17 protein-coding genes are annotated in these 16,420 nt (G+C 44.2%); 6 read left to right on the forward strand and 11 right to left on the reverse strand.

Translation table 11 applies throughout. The annotated features are described in order from the left end of the window. The first annotated feature begins 16 nt into the window (after nt 1–16). Entirely contained in the window at nt 17–1,450 is a 1,434-nt protein-coding gene (locus FTU98_RS00805) for a sigma-54 dependent transcriptional regulator (RefSeq protein WP_178318308.1), read from the forward strand. Nucleotides 1,451–1,499: 49 nt separating this feature from the next. On the opposite strand, the gene FTU98_RS00810 is transcribed toward FTU98_RS00805, so the two are convergent. The 4 genes from FTU98_RS00810 to lptF all read right to left on the reverse strand — a co-directional run bounded on the left by FTU98_RS00810 (nt 1,500) and on the right by lptF (nt 6,553). Beyond that, nucleotides 1,500–2,663 (reverse strand): S41 family peptidase, encoded by a 1,164-nt coding sequence (locus FTU98_RS00810; protein WP_180050089.1) that lies wholly within the window; start codon nt 2,661–2,663, stop codon nt 1,500–1,502. Nucleotides 2,664–2,687: 24 nt separating this feature from the next. Then, nucleotides 2,688–4,235 (reverse strand): 2,3-bisphosphoglycerate-independent phosphoglycerate mutase, encoded by a 1,548-nt coding sequence (gene gpmI, locus FTU98_RS00815; protein WP_180050093.1) that lies wholly within the window; start codon nt 4,233–4,235, stop codon nt 2,688–2,690. 145 nt (nt 4,236–4,380) lie between these two features. Then, on the reverse strand, nt 4,381–5,451 hold the full coding sequence (gene lptG / locus FTU98_RS00820; RefSeq protein ID WP_004975683.1) for an LPS export ABC transporter permease LptG: 1,071 nt from the start codon (nt 5,449–5,451) through the stop codon (nt 4,381–4,383). A 1-nt stretch (nt 5,452) separates the two neighbouring features. Then, nucleotides 5,453–6,553 (reverse strand): LPS export ABC transporter permease LptF, encoded by a 1,101-nt coding sequence (gene lptF, locus FTU98_RS00825; protein WP_096901961.1) that lies wholly within the window; start codon nt 6,551–6,553, stop codon nt 5,453–5,455. A 158-nt stretch (nt 6,554–6,711) separates the two neighbouring features. On the opposite strand from lptF, the gene FTU98_RS00830 reads away from it, so the two are divergent. From FTU98_RS00830 to FTU98_RS00845, 4 genes are all read left to right on the forward strand, one after another. After that, nucleotides 6,712–8,160, forward strand: a complete 1,449-nt coding sequence (locus FTU98_RS00830) for a leucyl aminopeptidase (RefSeq protein ID WP_104853278.1) — start codon at nt 6,712–6,714, stop codon at nt 8,158–8,160. Then, nucleotides 8,153–8,560 carry a DNA polymerase III subunit chi gene (locus FTU98_RS00835; RefSeq protein WP_104852911.1) on the forward strand — a complete coding sequence of 136 codons (408 nt, stop codon included), beginning with the start codon at nt 8,153–8,155 and terminating at the stop codon, nt 8,558–8,560. The genes FTU98_RS00830 and FTU98_RS00835 overlap by 8 nt, the downstream gene beginning before the upstream one ends. A 48-nt stretch (nt 8,561–8,608) precedes the next feature. Next, entirely contained in the window at nt 8,609–9,229 is a 621-nt protein-coding gene (locus FTU98_RS00840; RefSeq protein ID WP_004975677.1) for a hypothetical protein, read from the forward strand. A gap of 145 nt (nt 9,230–9,374) precedes the next feature. Further along, nucleotides 9,375–9,593, forward strand: a complete 219-nt coding sequence (locus FTU98_RS00845) for a hypothetical protein (RefSeq protein ID WP_096901968.1) — start codon at nt 9,375–9,377, stop codon at nt 9,591–9,593. A gap of 108 nt (nt 9,594–9,701) precedes the next feature. On the opposite strand, the gene FTU98_RS00850 is transcribed toward FTU98_RS00845, so the two are convergent. The 7 genes from FTU98_RS00850 to glnK form a co-directional block, all read right to left on the reverse strand. After that, the gene (locus FTU98_RS00850) at nt 9,702–10,247 is read right to left on the reverse strand and encodes a VTT domain-containing protein (RefSeq protein ID WP_004975673.1); all 546 of its coding nucleotides are present in this window, start codon (nt 10,245–10,247) and stop codon (nt 9,702–9,704) included. Between the two features lie 123 nt (nt 10,248–10,370). Beyond that, a complete protein-coding gene (locus FTU98_RS00855) occupies nt 10,371–11,030 on the reverse strand; it encodes a riboflavin synthase (protein ID WP_096902235.1) in 660 nt (219 codons plus the stop codon). A gap of 34 nt (nt 11,031–11,064) precedes the next feature. After that, on the reverse strand, nt 11,065–12,357 hold the full coding sequence (locus FTU98_RS00860) for a DNA adenine methylase (protein WP_004975669.1): 1,293 nt from the start codon (nt 12,355–12,357) through the stop codon (nt 11,065–11,067). Further along, nucleotides 12,354–13,457, reverse strand: a complete 1,104-nt coding sequence (ribD, locus tag FTU98_RS00865) for a bifunctional diaminohydroxyphosphoribosylaminopyrimidine deaminase/5-amino-6-(5-phosphoribosylamino)uracil reductase RibD (protein WP_180050140.1) — start codon at nt 13,455–13,457, stop codon at nt 12,354–12,356. Before ribD ends, FTU98_RS00860 begins: the two co-directional genes overlap by 4 nt. Nucleotides 13,458–13,493: 36 nt before the next feature. Continuing rightward, nucleotides 13,494–13,952, reverse strand: coding sequence for a transcriptional regulator NrdR (gene nrdR / locus FTU98_RS00870; protein ID WP_096902237.1), 459 nt, complete (start codon nt 13,950–13,952; stop codon nt 13,494–13,496). A gap of 139 nt (nt 13,953–14,091) precedes the next feature. Continuing rightward, entirely contained in the window at nt 14,092–15,501 is a 1,410-nt protein-coding gene (locus FTU98_RS00875; RefSeq protein ID WP_167845702.1) for an ammonium transporter, read from the reverse strand. Nucleotides 15,502–15,563: 62 nt separating this feature from the next. Continuing rightward, complete coding sequence (gene glnK, locus FTU98_RS00880; RefSeq protein ID WP_004650081.1) at nt 15,564–15,902, reverse strand: P-II family nitrogen regulator; 339 nt, start codon at nt 15,900–15,902, stop codon at nt 15,564–15,566. Nucleotides 15,903–16,178: 276 nt separating this feature from the next. Here glnK and FTU98_RS00885 point away from each other — a divergent pair, with 276 nt between their 5' ends. Continuing rightward, nucleotides 16,179–16,406, forward strand: coding sequence for an accessory factor UbiK family protein (locus FTU98_RS00885; RefSeq protein WP_096902239.1), 228 nt, complete (start codon nt 16,179–16,181; stop codon nt 16,404–16,406). The last annotated feature ends 14 nt before the right edge of the window (nt 16,407–16,420 follow it).

A 16,420-nucleotide genomic window follows, 5' to 3' on the forward strand; every position in this document is an offset into this window, starting at 1 on the left:
TGGTTTTGGGGAAAATATGCACGCTGTTCAACCTTTGGTTTTATTGGTCGATGACGAAGAAGACCTTTGTACCCTCATGCAGATGACTTTGGCACGTATGGGGATTCAAACCCATGTCGCGTATCGTTTAGTGCAAGCCAAGCAGTTATTAGCAGAACATCAGTACGATGCTTGCTTAACCGACTTAAACCTGCCCGATGGCAATGGCTTGCAACTGGTTGAATGGATTTCCGAACAATATCCGAATGTGCCTGTTGCCGTATTGACCGCTTACGGCAATATGGATATTGCGATTGCTGCTTTAAAAGCAGGTGCATTTGACTTTGTCAGCAAGCCTGTCAATCAAATACATTTACAGCAACTCCTTGAAAAAGCACTGAATAAACCTTTCGACACCACCGATCATCACAGCCAAGATCAGCTTGAATATAAAATGTTGATTGGGCAATCTTTGCCTATTCAGCAATTGCGCAGCACCATCAAAAAAATTGCGCGCTCGCAAGCGCCTGTATTTATTACAGGCGAATCAGGTACGGGGAAAGAAGTTGTCGCCAATTTGGTTCACCGTTTAAGTAATCGCAACGAAGGACCATTTATTGCAATTAACTGTGGTGCAATCCCCACCGAACTCATGGAAAGCGAGCTATTTGGACACAAAAAAGGTAGCTTTACAGGAGCGACTCAAGACAAACAAGGTCTGATTCAATCTGCACATGGTGGCAGCTTATTTTTAGATGAAATTGCCGAACTGCCACTGAGCATGCAAGTCAAACTGCTGCGTGCCGTTCAGGAAAAGCGCATCCGTCCTGTGGGTTCAGATAGTGAAATTGATGTCGATTTTCGAGTGATCAGCGCCAGTCATCAGGACTTAGAAAGTTTGGTTCAGCAAGGACGTTTCCGTCAGGATTTATTCTTCCGTATTCACGTGATGGATTTGGTCTTGCCTGCCTTGCGTGAACGTGGACAAGATATTCTGTTATTGGCAGACCACTTCATTCAAAAAGTTGCACAAGAATGGGACATTCCTGCCAAACAACTGACACCTCGTGCCCAGCAATTTTTATTAGAACAGTACTATCCGGGTAATGTGCGTGAGTTACGCAATATTATTGAACGTGCCATTACCCTGAGTGATGATGATGTTATTGATCTCAAACACTTACAAACCGCACCCTTGCGCCAATTCAGTATGAGCAATACAGCAACCACTGAATCACAACCTACAGCAGAAACACCACAGCAGATCGTGACAGATGTATTGCTGACAGGACGCAAACTGCCTGAAGAAGGTTTAGAAGCCTACTTGGAAAAAGTAGAAAAAGACATTTTACTGAATGCGCTGCACCTGACCCACTGGAACCGTACGTTGGCAGCAAAAAAATTGGGCATGTCTTTCCGTTCTTTGCGCTATCGTCTGAAAAAGTTTGGATTAGATACTGAAGATGAGTAAACGCTAAACAATGAAGACTGTCTAAAAATACGTGTTACTCAGATGAGACTTAACGGCGGCTCAGCAGTAAATCTGCCACATGCTCAAGATAAGCCTCTTCTTTCATTTCAGGACTTTGAATATATTGCTGATTCGGCTGAATCCCAACCCCTTCAATCATTTGCTCGCGTGGGGTGTAATAATGCGAAACCGTCATTTGTAAGGCAGCACCATCGCTAAGTGGGAACAGCTTTTGCACCACCCCCTTGCCATAACTTTTTTCGCCCATCACCCAAGCGCGTGAATGGTCTTTTAAAGCACCAGTAAAGACTTCTGCCGCAGATGCAGAGCGATGATTAATCAGTACTCCGACTTTTAAATTTTGAAATTCAAAGCTAGGTAACGCCTGAAATTGTTGATCGCCTTCAGAACGACTTTTGGTCGATACAATCACACCCTGATTTAAAAATAAATCGGCAGATTCCACCGCAGCAGACAGTAAGCCTCCTGGGTTATTACGCAGATCAATCAATACGGCTTTTAAGCGTGGCGTGCTATGTTCTTCAATTAAGCGTTTAATTTCATTGGCGGTGTCTTGCTGAAACACACGTAATTTTAACAACAAGACCTGATTAGAAAGCATCTGCGCCTGAATATCGGTTTCTACTTTTTTGTTGCGTACCAACATAATTTCAGGCTGATTGGCTGCACGTTGTACGCTTACAGTCGATCCCACTGAGCCTGTGAGCAGGTTATTGACCTGATCTGCACTCAGCTTTTTCAGTTCTTGGTTATCAATTTTAAATAGGCTGTCGCCATTCTTCAGCCCTTGTTTAGCCGAGTCGGCATTGGCACTTAAATTTTGAATGACCCAATGTTGCTGGGCAGCGTCATAGCGCAAAGTAAAATCAACCGAGGCCAAGTCGCCTTCGGTATATTGTAAAAGTTGTTTATATTCTTCAGCAGTTAAATAGCGTGAATAACGATCTAAACCGCTCACCAAGCCACGAATGGCTTGCTGAAACAAGGCATCATCACTTTTTTCAGTCACATAGTTGTCTTTGACAATGCCATAGATTTGCACAAATTCCTGTATCGACTCTACAGGCACATCGACATAGTCCTGTTGTAGTGTAGGGCCATCTAACTCCAAATCTGGCGCAGCCCAAACACTCGAATGACTGGCACACAACACGCTTGCCAACACAACCGCATAAATTTTGTGAGCCGTCATTCCATCATCTACCTGTCTCGAGGGTTATGCCTGTAGGCGAATTAAGTTGCGACCTTGCATATCTGCTGGCACTGGCAATTGCATCAAATTCAATAAAGTTGGTGCAACATCTGCCAACACACCACCTTCCAAAATGGTGGCCTGAGTTGGGCCTACATAAATGAATGGCACCAATTCAGTGGTGTGCTGAGTATGTACCTGACCACTGTCATAGTCTTGCATTTGCTCGACGTTACCATGATCAGCTGTAATAATCATGTGACCTTGTTTCGCCATCACCGCTTCATAAACGCGACCCAAACAGGTATCTACTGCTTCCACTGCTTTGACAGCTGCATCAAACACACCAGTATGACCGACCATATCGCCATTGGCATAGTTCACCACCAACAAATCATATTCACCTGAATTAATGGCTGCAACCAGTTCATCAGTCACTTCATAAGCGCTCATTTCAGGTTTTAAGTCGTAGGTTGCTACGTTTGGCGATGGAATCAGGATACGTTTTTCACCCGGATATTCATCTTCACGACCACCACTAAAGAAGAACGTCACGTGTGCGTATTTTTCAGTTTCAGCAATACGCAATTGTGTTTTGCCCAAGTCTGATAAATATTCACCAATCGAGTTTTTCAAATCTTCTGGCATGTACGCCACTGGCGCAGCAATGCTGGCTTGATAACGGGTCAGCATCACAAATTTAGACAATTGCGGCACAACTTTACGTTCAAAACCAGCAAAATCCTGTTCCACAAAGGCTTTAGTCAATTCACGTGCACGGTCAGCACGGAAGTTCATAAACACCACGCTGTCGCCATCTTGAATTTTGGCAATTTCATCAATACGGGTGGCTTTAACAAACTCGTCGCTTTCATCTGCCGCATAAGCCGCTGCCAAGCCTTCAACCGCAGTTGCCGCAGTGCGTACTGCCTCACCTTCGGTAAGTAGACGATAGGCTTGTTCTACACGATCCCAACGGTTGTCACGATCCATCGCATAGTAGCGACCAATCAGGCTGGCAATACGACCTTGATTTGGATATTGTGCAAATAATGCGTCCAGTTTTTCCAAAGAAGGCTGCGCGCTTTTTGGTGGCGTATCACGGCCATCTAAAAAGGCATGTAGATAAACTTTTGCACCACGTTTTAATGCCAATTCTGCCATCGCCACGATATGATCTTCATGCGAATGCACACCGCCTTCAGACAATAAACCAAGCAGATGCACTGCACCGTTGGCTGCTTTGGCTTTTTCTACCGCATCGACCAACACTTCATGTTCAAAGAAAGCGCCTGTACGAATGTCTTTGGTAATACGGGTAAAGTCTTGGTACAACACACGTCCTGCACCCAAGTTCATGTGACCAACTTCAGAGTTACCCATTTGACCATCTGGCAAGCCCACATCTTCACCTGAACCAGAGATCAAACCATGCGGATGCTTTTCCTGCATAGCAGTCAAATTTGGTCGTTTCGCTGCTAAAAACGCGTTGTCTTCGACCGCTTCGCGATGACCCACACCATCCATAATCACCAATACGTGAGGGATTTTGCCAGCAGTTGCATCCGCCATAATCAATACTCTTTTTCGTCTACAAATTAATCATGCTATCTTAACGAATTTTGCGTCAAGACTCTATGTTCAGAAGATGGTTTCCGCCACTGATTCAGATAGGTTTACCCAATCATACGGAAAAAGCAGCAGCATCGGTCCGCACTTAACGCGCACGATGCAGTAAGTAACCGCCGATGACAAACATTAAAATAATAGGGATAAATACGAACCACGCAGGCGATGGTGCATAGACCAAGCTGGCATAGCCCAAGAAATCTTGCAAATAAAAGAAGGTTAAGCCGACAAATAAAGCAATCACCAAACGGAAACCCATAGATTGCTGACGTAACGGCCCAAAAATAAAGGAGCAAGCAATCACCACCAAAGCAATCAGCGCAAAGGGCGCACCAAGTTTTTGCCAAAACGCCAATTGGTAGGTTTTTGGCACTTGGCTGTATTCATGCATATAACTCATGAAACTGACCAATTGACTTGGGGATAAATCTTCAGGGTCGATGGTGACCATGTGCACATATTTCGGTTGCAATGCTAAAGCCAAAGCCTGTTCGCTGTTTTTAGCTAAAGTCGCGTTGCCCGCCTGCAAAATATCCATCTGTTCAGTTTGATTGAGCAACCAACTACCGTCTTTAACAAACTGTCCCTGATCTGCAGACAATGTACCACGCAAGCGATAATTATCATCAAAATCGACCACTTGTACATTTTTGAGCTGCCCTTGGGCATTGGCGTAGTCAATATAAATAAAACGATTGCCTTCGCGCGACCAATAGCCACGAACTTCACCCAGCTCAGCGACGCTACGGTGACTTTTAACACTTTTGGCTTGTTCATTGGTGTATGGAATCACCCATTCACTGAGCACAAAAGACAGCAGTACCAATACCATGGCGGAACGAATCACCCATCCCACAATACGCCACAGGCTAATCCCTGCAGAACGCATCACAATCAATTCGCTGTTGGATGCCAACGTACCCAAGCCTAACACTGCGCCAATCAAGGCAGAAATCGGCAAAATTTCATAGAGATAATTTGGCGCACCCCACAATACATACAGCAATGCCTGCCATGCACTATAGTTTTCATTGAGTGAACCCAATTCGCCTAAATAGGTAAACAACACCTGCAAACCAGACAAAATTGCCGTTGCACCAAACATAGCCAGTGCAGTGGTCTTGGTGACGTGTTTTGCAACTATACGACGTGCCAACATCTTAAGACCTCACTCGCTGAATTTGCTGCTTAATTTTAGGTGCTAGTTTTTGTTTACGTGAGAACAAGGCTGCCGCAATCGCATAAGCCAACAACACCAACGGATAAGCAATCATGCCCATTTCTTGTTTGCTGATACGGGTTTTAACCGCCATGAGCGCCACAATCAAACTGGCGAAAATTAACAAGGCAGGAAACAGTTTTAAATAACGCCCCTGACGCGGACTAACTTCTGACAATGCCACGGCTAAAAACAACGCCACCACAATCGCAAAAGGCACAAAAATACGCCATCCCAGTTCACTTGCGACCACAGGGTCTGCACGGTTTTTCCAAAGTTGCGAGGTGGTTAAGGCTTCTACTTCGGCACTTTCAAATTTAGCTTCTTTGTCATTCTCTAAACGTAAACGATAACTTTGGAATTCTGCCTGTGAATATTTGGCTGTGCCCGGAAATATTTCATAACGACGCCCTTCGACCAAATCCACCACATTGGCAGGATCATTTTCCAGCTCTACCCGTGTCGCTTCTTTTGCCAGAATCATGACATCAGGACGACCTGTTTTTTCTGCACGTTGATAAAAGAAAATATCTTTCAGGTTTTTACGATCTTCGGACAGATCGCCTGCGTAAATGGTATATGGCCCTGAAGAAATAAATTCTTTGGGTCGCACCAAATCAAAACCTGTGCGTACTGCCTGACTGGTGGTCAATGCTTCAAACTGACGCAGTCCCCACGGTGATGCCCACAGCATTAAAAAGCCTTGGACAATTAGAAATACCAGCGTCATTGGCACCAATAAACGTGCCAATTGATGCCGACTCACGCCACTGCTGTTGAGCACTGCCATTTCATGGTCGACATATAAACGACCAAATACCAACATCAAGCCAATAAAGAAACCCAAAGGTAAGATCAGCGTCAAAAATTCAGGCAAGCGATAGCCAATGATGCTGAATAAAATACTCGCATCCAGACGCCCTTGTGCCGCCACGCCAAAATACTTGATCAAGCGACCACCCATCATGATCAAAGTCAGTAAGGCAATCACAACCAAGGATGTCGACACAACTTGCTTGACCAAATAACGCCGAATAATCAAATTATTTCTTCCAAAATGTGAGGGAATCCAATTCGCGTTAGTTTACCTGAATGTTGAAAATATAAAACCTATCGCCTTGTTATACATTGAAACTCGACGCATAAAAATGTTTCAATGGTTGCATAGTTTGCACATTTAGATAGGCATAAAATCCAGTGATTAAATTTAGCTTAAGTCCCGCATTCCAAGAACACAGCGCGAGTGAATCTTTGTCAATTTTAGTGGCTGCAGAACAGGTGCCACAGGCAACTGCTGCTTATCAAATCAAGGATTTAGACAGCATTATTCAAGCGACACAATTTAAAGCAGGCTTTAATGAAAGTTTAAGTTTGGTGGCTAGCGTTGCTGAATGCGCCAATAGCAACCTGATCGGTTTGGGTAAAACCGAAGAATTACCAGCCGCAAAGCTGGCAAAAATTGCACAAAGCATTATCAAATCTTCACAAAAAAAATTTAAACAGATCAGCATTGACTTGTCTGCCCTGCCTAGCGAGCTGCATTATGTATTTGCACTCAGCCTGACCCAAGCAGCCTATGCTTTTGATGAATACAAAAGCAAAAAGAATGAATTTCAGCTTGAACAAATCCATTTCATTGCCAATAACAGCCCACTCAGCGCAGATCAACTTCAATTGATTGAAGCCATGCAATCGGGGCAAAACATGGCACGCGACTTGGGCAACCGTCCGGGCAACATTTGTTTCCCTGAATATTTGGCAGAACAAGCCCAAGCACTTGCGGCAGAATATCCAGACCTACTCAAAGTCACCATTTTAGATGAAGCAGAAATAGCGGAATTGGGCATGGGTGCTTTCCTTGCAGTCAGTCAGGGTTCAGACCGTCCAGGACGCATCATTAGCCTCGAATACCAAGCACAGCGTGATGAAGCACCTGTGGTATTGGTTGGTAAAGGCATCACCTTTGATACAGGCGGCATTTCACTCAAACCCGGCTTAGGGATGGATGAAATGAAATTTGATATGTGTGGTTCTGCTTCAGTTTTAGGCACCATGCGCGCGCTGTGTGAAGCACGTTTACCTATCCATGTGGTCGGCACGATTGCCGCTGCAGAAAATATGCCGTCAGGCAAAGCCACTCGCCCGGGTGATATTGTGACCAGTATGAGCGGCCAAACCATCGAAATTTTAAATACCGATGCCGAAGGTCGTTTGGTGCTGTGCGATACCCTAACCTATGTGAAACGCTTCAACCCTGCTTTGGTGATTGATATTGCGACTTTAACAGGCGCTTGCGTGGTTGCACTCGGTTCGGTACTGACAGGCATGTTTACCCCAGATGATGAGCTTGCGGCGGAATTAGATGCTGCGGGACTCACCGCATTTGACCGTGTATGGCGTATGCCCGTGATTGACGATTACCAAGAACAACTGGATTCACCATTTGCCGATATTGGCAATATTGGTGGTCCTAAAGCAGGTTCAGTGACTGCAGCTTGTTTCTTACAGCGCTTTACCCGTGACTACCGTTGGGCGCACCTAGATATTGCAGGTACAGCATGGAACTCAGGCAGCAATAAAGGCGCAACAGGTCGTCCTGTACCGTTATTGATGCAGTTCCTCGCACAACGTGCAGGCAATAATGGCTAAAGTCAGCTTTTATTTGTTTGAAAAAAGTCCTGAACGGCAAGTGGAAAGCACTTGCCGTTTATGCCGCAAAATACTGCGGCAGCAGGCGCGCATTTGGTTGCATTGCCCTGACCCAGAGTTACAGCAAACATTGGATGAGCGTCTGTGGAGTTTTGATGCCAGCAGTTTTATTCCGCATGGCATTAACCAAACACAGGCCAGCGTATGTATTTCTGCCGAATTACCGCAGCAATCGGACTGGATTGTGTTTAATTTTAACAGTCAGGCACTTGAAGCCTATGCAAAATTTAGTCACATTATTGAGATTATTGAAAATCACGAAGCAGCTAAAGTGCTTGGACGTGAAAAATTTAAACAATATCGACGTTTGGGCATAGAACCACAGACGTTTAAGCTTTAATTTTAAAACGTTTTTTTAAAAATACTGCTCAAAATAAGGAGAGATGCGGTGACTTTAAATGTCGGCTCAGATTTTAAACAGCGCTGGTTAACCGCGCCTCAGGCTGTGCGCCAGACATTTATGGATGATCTGCATCGAATTTGTGAGGTCTTGCAACCTGAAACGCAATTACACAACTGGATTGCAGAAGATCAGCGCGCTCAGCAACAATCACAGGAAAAAATTGAACAAGCCTATGCTGACCTGAAAGCACGTTTGATTGAAGAAGCACGGCAACGTCGCCAATTGGCACTCGAACTCAAATTAGAACAGCAACGTGCAGAACAAGCCGCTTATGCTGCACAGCTACAGCAAGATGAAGCGCAACGCTTTGCAGAACAAACTCAAGCACTTGAGTTGATGCGTCAAAGTCTGGATCAGGAAATTTCAAACTATACTGCACGTTATGAGCAAAATCCTGAATTACCTGCAGTGACTTTTAATCAAGCCGCAACTGCGGTAAGTGATGATCAAATTGTTTCTGAACTTGAAAGTGTACGTTTGCGTTTAGAGCTAGAAGCCGAAACTCAAATTGAGCAGGCGGTAACGATCTTTCGTGCGCGACTACATGCTGCAGCCCAAGAAGAAATTGACTATATCTTAAAAAATTCAAATTTTTCTAAAGAATAATTTTACTTTTTATCCCCAATTAGCCCAAAGTCTTAAACCCAATGTCATCAAAATGAAATAATTTTGTCACATGATAATCATCCAGAAAAAGTTGAATTCTCAACTTTTATCTCCTTTAAATGACTTTTGTAATCATGGGTTTCAAATGGATATCTTGACGAAAATTTCAGGCAAAATCGACCATCTTAATGCGGGCGAACAGTGGAGTATTCGTGCTCAGGATTTATGGATCAGTCGTGCAGATTTCCAATCATTAAGCATGTACTTGTCTAAAGAAGCGGAAAAGGGTGAGTTTTCAATTCAAAGTAACGATACTTTTAGCCCGCGCTTGGGTGGCACAGAATTAATTGTCACCAAACACTAAAACTGAACAATATCAAAAGTCCACACGGTGGGCTTTTTTTGTGGCCATCAATCCACTTTTTTAGTTATCGCGGTGGATTTAGAAGAAGAAAATAGAAAAATGAGGAATTTAAATCCAATCACCCAACCAAGACAAAATATTACCCAAGCCATAACCTATTGCCATTAAAGAAAAAATCCATACGGCAGCACCCACCACATTATAAAAACTAAAGGTCGCCAAAGGCATGTGCCCTGACCCTGCAGCAAATGGTGCAAATGAACGAACAAACGGTATAAAACGCGCCATTAAAATAGTTTTGCCACCATGTTTCATAAAATAATGGTTGGTTTTGACAATATATTCAGGTTTGAAATAACGTGAATGTTGATGAAAATACTTCACCCCTAGAATTCGTCCAGTGTAATAGTTGACGCTATATCCCAAGACCGCAGCGACAAAAAGTAAAATCCCCATATAGTGCAAATGCACCACATCGGTGGTGGAACACAAGGCACCAATTGCGATCAGCAAACTATCGCCTGGTAAAAAGAACATGAACACAGAACCTGTTTCTGCAAAAATAATCAGAAACAAAATGGCATAGATCCACAGACCATAATTATCGAGTAATAATGGCAGCCAGTGTTCCAAATTCATTAAAAAATCAATCATCTACATTAAACCAAAGGGGTGTTTATGATGAAAAAAACATCTTTATCTTTTTAATTATCCCTAAAAACAAAAAAACAGTCTAATTTTTCAATCAGACTGTTTAAATTTCATTCGGCTCTGTGCTTATTTTAAAAAGCCATTTTCAGCCAAAAATTCCATGCTGATTTTGGATTGCTGTGTGGTTTCTGCAGCTTTATCACCCAACAGCAAACGCTCAATATAGCGTGCCAATACATCCACTTCTAAATTGACTTTGCTGCCGACTTTCCACGTACCAATATTGGTGCGTTCTGCCGTATGCGGAATTAAATTTAGGCTGATGATGCTGCCACGTAAATGGTTAATAGTCAGGCTAATGCCATCTACCGTCACTGAGCCTTTTTCTGCCAAATATTTGGCAATTTCTGCAGGTGCAGTCACTTCATAATAAATCGAACGCGCATCTTCACGTACCACGGTAATTTCACCCACAGCATCTACGTGCCCACTCACGATATGCCCGCCAAAACGTGTGGTTGGCAGCATGGCCTTTTCAACGTTGACAGGTTGACCGACTTTCCATGTACCTAAAGTGGTACGGTTCAGACTTTCACGCGACACATCTGCCGCATACCAGTTATCGCCCCACTCAATCACGGTTAGACAAATACCATTGGTGGCAATTGAATCCCCCAAATGCACATCCGACATATCCAAATCGGTCTGAATACGCAAACGTACATCACCGCCCACACTTTGCAGGCTTTCTACTTTACCTAAACTTTCAATAATGCCTGTAAACATAATCTTTTCTCTCATTCACTGAGGATTTGTGGATTTACCACAACGCCAATTGGGTACTCACACCTGAGGTATCTACACCACCCAATTCTGCAAAATGGTAAAGTTGCCCTAACAACTGGCGAATAGGTGGGCCTGACTTGGCATGCGTATCGGTAATCACAATAAATTCCAGCACGCGCGCACGCTCGGACTGACGCTGTTTACTCACGCGATAACGCGGAACATCTTGCGTCAATAACGTCACTCGACCGCGTTTTAAATTGGCTTGCAACAAGTCTGTGGCACTAATATTACCATCGGTAGAATAACTGGTCAGAATAAAACGTGCATTAATGGTGTCCAATAAGGTTTCATACGCCTCTTTGGCGTACTTAGATGAGTTGTATGGACTTGGACGTTCTTTGCGCCATGCACGGTCAATACCACTTTTAAAGCCTTTGGTGTCTGGGGTTGGTAAATCGACCTGATCCCACAAGGTTAAGGCATTTAAGACATGATAGTTACTGCTATAAGCATGTTGATTATACGGTGGGTCTAAATAAGCCACATCCACCTCAAAACCACTCATTTGATTGGCAAGATGCTGTGCATCGACACACCACATTTCTGCAGCAGGTTTATTTGGTTCACCAATGTCACAAAAACGACTTGGCGTGAGCCACAATAATGATTCTATTCGTTCGAGTGCAGTTTGAGTTTTGCCACCCCAGCCGTGGTGGAAGCTTTTAAACACCCCACTGGTATTACTGACAAAACTGGCAGAGTACAACAACGGCGCCAACAATGCCGACATCTCAACATCATCAATGGCACCCTGCGCTTGCCACGTAGCAATTTGCTGACGAATCGCATCTATGCGCATACCGTTACGACGTTTAAAGAATAAACGGTCACGACTTGGGTCATAAATTTCGTCATTGCGCGGACACAAATTATGCGTCACCCAGCCTTTGACTTCAGGCAAACGGTTCAAATAATCAATGGCTTTTTGATAGCCGCCTAATTCTTTAAACGCAGGTGCTTCAGTGCAGGCCAAAATCGCATGGTTTAAGGCATGGCTGTACGGTTCCCAGTCATTGGCAATCACCCGATAACCATTTTGACGCGCCAAACGTGATACCACTCCTGAACCTGCAAAAAAATCGGCAAAAATTGGTGCACGACCATTTTTAGGATGTAGCGTTCCTGTCTGTTCAAGTGCTTCTAAAATCAGATGCAGTAAACGGCGTTTATTGCCCAAATAAGGCACTAACTGATGGAATAAGTATTCATCAGTGGTGCGTGCCGCATGACGACGTTTGTGATAAACCGTTGACTCTGAACTCATAGTGTCTCTTGAGAAGGAATTAACCTAAGGCGCACGTCATCACCCAATTGAGTGACATCGCAAAGTTTAAATCGAAGTTGCTCTGCCATCTGTTCAAATTCTGCATTAAACATGGCACGAGCCGAGCGCCCTAACAATGTAGGTGCCACATAGCTGATCACTTCATCAACCCAACCTTCCTGTAAGAAAGCGGTCGATAAGGTTGCACCCGCTTCAACCAACACATCATAAATTTGATGTTGCTGTACCAATTGGGCAAGTAAGGTGGCTAAAGGTTGCGGTTCCAATTGTAACACGCCCAAAGCAGCCAACTCTGCACGATACGGTCCCATCACCATCACCGTTTCAGGCTGCTGCAAAATTTGTGCGCTCAAAGGCAAACGACCTTGGCGATCTAAAATAATCCGTTTGGGTTGTACTACGCTGTGGATGTCATCTACACCCTCTAAGTGGCGTACATTAAGCAGACAGTCATCGGCCAGTAACGTGTCGATCCCCGTTAATACTGCAGCAGAAATTGCCCGCCAATGCTGCACATCGGCACGTGCAGCCGTGCCTGTGATCCATTTGGATTCACCCGAAGCCATTGCCGTACGACCATCCAAACTAGAAGCAATTTTTAAACGCACATAAGGCATGCCTGTAGCCATGGCTTTTAAAAAGCCTGCATTTAACTGCGCTGCTTCAGCTTCTGCCACGCCCACGCTAACCTGAATACCTGCATCCTGTAAAATCTGAACGCCTTTACCTGCCACCAATGGATTCGGGTCTGGACAAGCCACAACCACTTTAGCCACGCCTGCATCGACCAAGGCTTTGGCACATGGTGGTGTGCGCCCATAGTGTGCACAAGGTTCCAAAGTCACATAAGCAGTTGCACCCTGCGCTTGTTCAGCGGCCTGACGCAAAGCAAAGACTTCGGCATGTGGCTGTCCTGCACGAAGATGGAAACCTTCGCCCAATAATTGGGCATCTTTAACAATAACGCAGCCCACGTTCGGATTTGGCTTAGTGCTGTATTGCCCCAAACGTGCCAGTTCAATGGCACGACGCATCCAAAAAAGATCATCGGGTTGCGCGTCAGTATTGAGTTCAATCATGGATGGTTGCTGTGGAATAGATGATGGCATTGCGCTTTATTGCTCACGCGACTGCATTTGTTCAATTTGGCGACGGAATGCTTCGACATCCTGAAAGTCTTGATACACCGAGGCAAAACGTACATAAGCAACATGATCCAATGCAAATAAAGCCTGCATAACAACCTCACCAATGGTACGTGATTTCACATCACGCTCTCCCAAACGGCGAATTTGTAATTGGATGTCGCTGAGTACCGTTTCAATTTGCTCTTGGGTCACGGGACGTTTTTGCAAAGCATGCATTAACGAACGACGTAACTTGGCTTCATCGAAAGGCTCACTTTTACCATCGGATTTAATCACCCGTGGCATAACCACTTCATAACTTTCAAAGGTGGTAAAGCGTTCACCACAGCCAATACACTCACGACGTCGGCGAATTTGGCAGCCTTCTGCCGCCAAACGTGAGTCAATCACTTTACTGTCTGCAGTGTTGCAAAATGGACAATGCATAGCGGTTTAATTGCACAAATTTGAATGAAAATGCAGTGTAGCAAAAATTCCAAACTTTGTAGAGTTTTACGCAACATATAGAAAAAAAACAGCCCCGAAGGGCTGTTTTACACAATATATTGATTATGTACTGTCTAGATTATTCTACACGTTCACCATGTTGGCTTAAGTCGAGTCCCATACGCTCATCTTCTGCAGCCACACGAATACCAATGGTTAGATCAATTACTTTTAAGATGATGAAAGTCAGTACAGCAGAGTAAGCAATGGTCGCTAACACACCTTCAACTTGCACCCAAAGTTGGCTCATCAAGTTGCTTGGTGCAGCATCGCCCATAATAAACTCGCTGGCAAAGAAGGCTGTTAAAATTGCACCAACAATACCACCTACACCATGTAGTCCAAAGGCATCTAGAGAGTCATCAGCTTTCAGGGCGCGTTTTAAGGCAGTAATACCCCAGAAACATACCACACCACCAATTAAACCCATCGCTAATGCACCACCAACAGTCACAAAACCTGCTGCTGGAGTAATCACCACCAAACCTGCTACAGCACCCGATGCAGCACCTAATACAGAACCTTTACCACGTACCAGTTTTTCTGCTACAAGCCATGCAATTGCTGCGGCTGCGGCTGCCACTTGAGTCACAACTAAGGCATAACCCGCTGCACCATTGGCACCTAAAGCAGAACCACCGTTGAAACCAAACCAGCCCACCCAGAGTAAACTTGCACCCAGTACAGTCAAAGTCAGGTTGTGCGGAGCCATAGATTCACGGCCCAAGCCCATACGTTTGCCCAACATGTATGCAGCAACTAAACCTGCAACACCCGAGTTAATATGAACAACAGTACCACCAGCAAAGTCGAGAGCACCATCATTGCCTAACCAACCACCACCCCATACCCAGTGGGTAATTGGTGCGTAGACCACGACCACCCAAATCGCGATAAAGGCAACAAAGGCACCAAACTTCATTCGTTCTGCAATTGAACCACTGATAATTGCCACAGTAATGATGGCAAAGGTCATTTGAAATATCACAAATAGAATTTCAGGAATACTGCCACTGAGCGCATCGGTACCAATGCCTGCCAGCATGACTTTGTCTAGACCACCAATAAAGGCATTACCTTCACCAAAAGCCAAACTATAGCCCACTGCCACCCAGGCAATACTGACCACGGCTGCTGCTACAAAGCTATAAGCCATAGTATTGAGTACGTTTTTCTTGCGTACCATACCGCCATAAAATAGTGCCAAACCAGGAATGGTCATGAGTAAAACTAAAGCAGTCGAAACTAAAATCCAAGCGGTATCGCCTGTATCTAATACAGCTTCAGGTTCAGCAGCTTCGGGCGTGCTGACTTCTGCTACAGCTGCAACTTCTGTTGCATTTGTTGTTTCGATAGGAGATGTTTCGGCAGTTTCAAGCACTGCAACATCTGAAGTTGGTGCGGTGGCTGTTACGGCTTCTTCAGCCCAAGCAACAGAACCACCAAGAAGTGCGCCTGATAGACTCAGCGCGAGTAGCATTTTTTTCATTTGTGTCCCCCGACCTTTGTTTTTGTGAGTTATTAGGTACTCAGCAAACTTCGTGCCATCTTTTAAACAGCATCTGCACCCGTTTCACCTGTACGAATACGGATGACTTGTTCGAGGTTAGTCACAAAGATTTTGCCATCACCAATCTTGCCTGTACTAGCAACACGAGTGATTGACTCAATCACCGAATCGACCATTTCATCGCTAATTGCGATTTCGATTTTAACTTTAGGTAAGAAGTCAACGACGTACTCGGCGCCACGATAAAGTTCGGTATGACCTTTTTGGCGACCGAAGCCTTTGACTTCTGTTACGGTGATCCCTTGAACACCAATTTCAGATAATGCTTCACGCACATCATCTAATTTAAAGGGTTTTACAATTGCAGTTACGAGCTTCATGTGTGTTTTCCTTCGGCTTAATTCACCAGTAAGGTTTTATGTTCAAATTCCATGCCAAAGTTCTAAGGTCGGGGGAAATTAGAAACCGTGACATGAGTTTTCTTTATACCTTATTTTATACATTTATATGGTTTTGATCTTCAAAAAATAGACATATTTACTAGAAGATTTACGATTTTACTCATCGAATAAATCCATATTTCGTCTGAAATGCTATAGTCTATTCAAGACCAGTGCTACACTGCCTCCATTTTCTCCATCTTTGTGGAAACAACAATGATTGAAACTTTATTACAAGCCATTTTGGAACAAGTTGAACAACCTAAAAAAGATTTAGAACATAATTTACGTGCTTTGCTCAATGAGGCGGTCACCAAAATGGATTTGGTCTCGCAAGATGAGCTAGACCGCCAACGTACTGCGCTCAATAATGCCAACTTACGTTTAAATGAATTGTTAAAACAAGTTGAAGCACTAGAACAGAAAATTCAACTCAAAAAATAAGCATCAATTGAGTG

The organism is Acinetobacter sp. YH12211, assembly GCF_013418015.1.
Classification (GTDB): Bacteria; Pseudomonadota; Gammaproteobacteria; order Pseudomonadales; family Moraxellaceae; genus Acinetobacter; species Acinetobacter towneri.